Source organism: Kitasatospora putterlickiae, assembly GCF_039527695.1.
In the GTDB taxonomy this organism is placed as follows: domain Bacteria; phylum Actinomycetota; class Actinomycetes; order Streptomycetales; family Streptomycetaceae; genus Kitasatospora; species Kitasatospora putterlickiae.
In genome coordinates this window covers 22,832-26,993 of record NZ_BAAAKJ010000459.1, presented here as the reverse complement: position 1 = coordinate 26,993, position 4,162 = coordinate 22,832, and the positions used below count along the sequence as shown (strand labels likewise).

Genomic DNA, 4,162 nt, shown 5'->3' with positions numbered 1-4,162 from the left:
GGCGCCGGAACCGCCGGCGTGGACGTCGTCGCGGGCGCCGTCCGCGCGCGCAGCGCGACCTCCGAGCCCGCCGCACGCTCCGCCGCCCGCCGGGCCTCCTGCTCCCGCTGCGCCTCCTGCTGCGCCGCCCGCCGCTCCAGCTGCCGCAGCACGGCCTGCGCGCGGACGTACGCGGCCGGGCTGGCCGGGTACCTGGGCCGGCTCGCGGCGAGCGCCCGCTGAGCCGCCTCGGCCTCCTTGAGCGCCTGCTCGGCGACCGTCACGGCCCGTTCCTTGAGCAGCCGGGCGATCTCCGTCTCGGCCTTCGCCAACCGGGACTTCTCGGCGGTCAGCCGCCGCCCGAACCGGGTCGCCCGCTCCTCGGCCACCTCGGCCGCGTACTCCGCCTCGGCGAGCTGCTCCTCGAACTGCTCCTCGGCCCGCAGCCGCTGCGCGACGGAGACCTCGGCCGCCGCCCGGGCGGTCCGGTCGCGCTGGCGCAGCAGGACGGCGAACCCGAGGGTGGCGAGCACCGCGGCCACGCCCACCGAGCGGACCAGCACGGTGTCCTGACTGAAGAGCAGCGACCCCAGCGCGGCGACGATGAGCACGCCGGCGGCGGTGGGGGGAAAGACCCGGCCGAGGACGGAGGAATGACGGTGGCGTCCGCGAGACATGCTCAAGAAACTAGCGTGCGAATTGGGGCCGTGTCAGCCCAGGGTCCGGTTCGGCCCTTGACAGCGCACCGGTTTTACCGGACGCATCCGGAAAATCACTCAAGATCACCGAAAAGGCGCTGGTCAGCGATGGGTGGCCGCCGACCCGTGGCCGCCCGGGTCGTCGTGGTTCTCCGGCAGCCGGCAGACGTGCTGCAGCCAGAGCGCCGCCGCGATCACGGCCGCGCCGGCCAGCACCGCGAAGCCCGCGGTGATCGCCTGGTCCTTGCGGGCCGGTACGTCCAGCTCGCCCAGCAGATGGATCCCGGCGCCGGCGTAGACCCCGGTGACCACCGCCGAGACCAGCGCGCTGGCCTGCCCGAGCACCACCGCCCGGGCGGCGCCCAGCGGGTCCACCCGCTTCGCCCCGGGCTGCCGCTCGCGCGCCGCCTTCAGCCGCGTGCGCAGCGAGAGCGCGGTCGCGAGCAGGATCACCGCCACCGCGGCCAGCACCACCGGCGCCGCGCCCGGCACCGCGGGCAGCGTGTCCAGGGAGGCCCACAGCTTGGCGCCGGCCCAGGACAGCGCCGTCGCGGCGGCGGTGATGCCGATCAGCAGACGGAGGCGAAGTGGCTTCACTCGGACGAGGTCCTTTCCCGGGCGGCGGGTACGGCGGCGTCAGGCCACCGTACCGGGCCCCGGCCGGAGGGGTCCCGGACCGGGGCGGACACCTATGGGTACGGCCGACGGGCCCGCGCGAGTTCCCCGGCCTGCGCGGATCCGGCGGGCGGGGGCCCCGCCGCGGCTACTCCGGCAGGGTCAGCCGGATGTCCTCGCGCCGCCGGACGCCCTGGGCCTCCGGGCCGCCGAGCGCCGTCAGCAGCCCGGCCACCGGCCCGTGCCCGGGCAGCTCGGCGTCCGGCTGGGCGTCCAGCCACGGGGCGAGCACGAAGACCCGCTCGTGCGAGCGCGGGTGCGGCAGCAGCAGCTGCGGGTCCTCGCTGACGACGCCCTCGTAGGCCAGGATGTCGACGTCCAGGGTGCGCGGGCCCCAGTGGGCGGTGCGGACCCGGCCGAAGGCGTCCTCGATCGCGTTGCCGCGCTCCAGCAGGTCGCGCGGCGGCAGCGAGGTGCGGAGCACGACCACCGCGTTGTAGTAGGCGGGCTGCTCGGCGGGGCCGCCCACGGCCTCCGTCTCGTACACCGCGGAGACGGCCTTGATCTTCAGCCCGGGCGTGTCGGCGAGGGCGTCCACGGCCCCCTGCAGGGTGTCCAGGCGGTTGCCGAGGTTGGAGCCGAGGGCGATCACGGCGAAGCGCTGGCTGTGCAGGGTGGTGTCGACCGAGTCCACCCGCTGCTCCAGGTCGAAGGCGCTCGGCGCGGCGGTCGGGTCACTTGCGGTCATCGGACTTCCCCTATGGCTTTCACGGGCCCTGCGGCGGGCACCGGCCGGACGGTGCGGATCATCCGCGGGTCCGGTGGATGGTCACGGTCACGTCGTCGAACGGCACGGTGATCGGGGCGTCCGGCTTGTGCACGGTGACCTCGACCTCCTCCACCGGCTCGTGCTTCAGGCACTGGTCCGCGATCCGCTGGGCCAGGGTCTCGATCAGCTCGACCGGCTCGCCGGCGATGATCGCGGTGACCTCCTCGGCCACGATGCCGTAGTGCGCCGTGCGGGTCAGGTCGTCGTCGGCGGCGGCGGGGCGGGTGTCCAGGTACAGCACCAGGTCCACCATGAAGGTCTGTCCCTCGGCCCGCTCGCGCTCGAAGACGCCGTGGTGGCCGCGGGCACGCAGGCCCCGCAGGGTGACGCGGTCCAGCAAACGAATCACTGCTCCCAGTCGAACGGGCCCCGCCCCGGACAAGCGTGGCGAACGGGGCGGGGACGGGCGTCGCGCCCGCCGCTGACCTTTTCGAATCTACCCGTGCGCGCCGACACCACCTGACCGTCCTACCCGGCACGAACCGTCGCCACGCATGCCGGAATGGCGATTGACGTGAACGTTCGGTGACCAGTCGGGAATTCCCCGGTCACCGCGCGGCGTCGTTTTCCCGTGATTTCCGGCCGGATCCCGGAATCAGTCCTCGTCGTCCTCGTCGGCGCTGGTCAGAACGGGTGAACCGTGGTGCGACCAGAGTTTCCACCCGGTCGGGGTGCGCCGGAAGAGATTGGTCGACACGACCTTTCCGCCGACCAGCGGCCCCAGCTCGCCCTCCTGTTCGGCCTCGCCGCCGGAAAGGATGTTCTCGGTGCACGTGACAAGGGCCACATCGCCGTGCACCTCCGCCTCCTCGTCGGTGAGGATGAACTGGATGTACTCGGTGTTCGCCATGATCAGCATGTACGAGCGGGTCACCTGGGCCCGTCCGCGCAGCACCGGCCACCCCGGGTGGACGCAGACCACGCCCCCCTTGTCGTCCGCCTCGCCGGCGCCCAGCCAGGCGTCCTCGACCGCCGCGAGGTCGCCGGTCTCCAGCGCCTCGTAGAGCGCCCGGTTGGCGGCCAGGACCGCCTCCCGGTCCGCTCCGTCGGCCCGTCGGCCCGCCGTCTCCCCGCTCAACCTGCCGTCACCCGCCATGACCCTCCCGTCTTCGTCAAGCGCTCATCCCTGCCGGGCCGCGCGCTGCCAGGCCGCGACCACCCGGACGGCGTCCGCCGTGCCCGACACGTCGTGCACCCGCACCGCCCAGGCGCCGGCCTGCGCCGACAGCACCGACACCGCGGCGGTCGCGTCGTCGCGCTCCCGGGCCGGGCGCGGCTCCCCGGTTTCCGGGTCGGCGAGCAGCGTACCCAGGAACCGCTTGCGCGATGCGGCGACCAGTACCGGCCGGCCGAGCGCGGTGAGCGCGTCGAGCCGGCCGAGCAGCGCCCAGTTGTGCGCGGAGGTCTTGGCGAAGCCGAGCCCCGGGTCGAGGATCAGCTGGTCCTCCTTGACCCCGGCGGCGAGCAGCGCGTCGACCCGGTCGGTCAGCTCGCCGACCACGTCGGCGACCACGTCGTCGTAGACGGCCAGCCGGTCCATGTCGGCGGACTGCCCGCGCCAGTGCATCACCACGAACGGCGCGCCGGTCTCGGCCACCACCCGGGCCATCGCCGGGTCCGCCAGGCCGCCGGAGACGTCGTTGACGACCAGCGCGCCGGCCGCGACGGCCTGCTCGGCCACCGAGGCCCGCATGGTGTCGACGGAGACCGCCACCCCCGCGTCGGCCAGCTCGCGGACCACCGGGACGACCCGGCGCAGCTCCTCCTCCTCGGGAACGCGCCGCGAGCCGGGGCGGGTGGACTCGCCGCCGACGTCGACCAGGTCGGCGCCCCGGGCGCGCAGCGCGAGGCCGTGGGCGATCGCCTTGGCGGGGTCGTGCCACAGCCCGCCGTCCGAGAAGGAGTCGGGGGTCACGTTGACCACGCCCATGACGGCGCAGCGGTCGAGCCGCGGCAGTCCGGGAGGCAGCGGGAAGGGCACCGAATTGCTCATACCCCCATTATCTGACCGCCCCGGCCGATCACCCGGCACCCACCCCCG

The 4,162-nt window shown here is 74.4% G+C and carries 5 protein-coding genes and 1 pseudogene; all 6 read right to left on the bottom strand.

The features are described 5' to 3' along the window. Nucleotides 1-656, bottom strand: a pseudogene (locus ABD308_RS36855) (hypothetical protein); the annotation flags it as partial. A 123-nt stretch (nt 657-779) separates the two neighbouring features. Beyond that, nucleotides 780-1,274, bottom strand: a complete 495-nt coding sequence (locus tag ABD308_RS36850; protein WP_344344654.1) for a DUF3180 domain-containing protein — start codon at nt 1,272-1,274, stop codon at nt 780-782. Between the two features lie 166 nt (nt 1,275-1,440). Next, a complete protein-coding gene (folK, locus tag ABD308_RS36845) occupies nt 1,441-2,040 on the bottom strand; it encodes a 2-amino-4-hydroxy-6-hydroxymethyldihydropteridine diphosphokinase (RefSeq protein WP_344344651.1) in 600 nt (199 codons plus the stop codon). Between the two features lie 58 nt (nt 2,041-2,098). Beyond that, complete coding sequence (folB, locus tag ABD308_RS36840) at nt 2,099-2,458, bottom strand: dihydroneopterin aldolase (RefSeq protein WP_344344661.1); 360 nt, start codon at nt 2,456-2,458, stop codon at nt 2,099-2,101. A gap of 258 nt (nt 2,459-2,716) precedes the next feature. After that, nucleotides 2,717-3,217 (bottom strand): nuclear transport factor 2 family protein, encoded by a 501-nt coding sequence (locus tag ABD308_RS36835; RefSeq protein WP_344344648.1) that lies wholly within the window; start codon nt 3,215-3,217, stop codon nt 2,717-2,719. A 24-nt stretch (nt 3,218-3,241) separates the two neighbouring features. Further along, complete coding sequence (gene folP, locus ABD308_RS36830; RefSeq protein WP_344344646.1) at nt 3,242-4,114, bottom strand: dihydropteroate synthase; 873 nt, start codon at nt 4,112-4,114, stop codon at nt 3,242-3,244. Between the last annotated feature and the right edge of the window lie 48 nt (nt 4,115-4,162).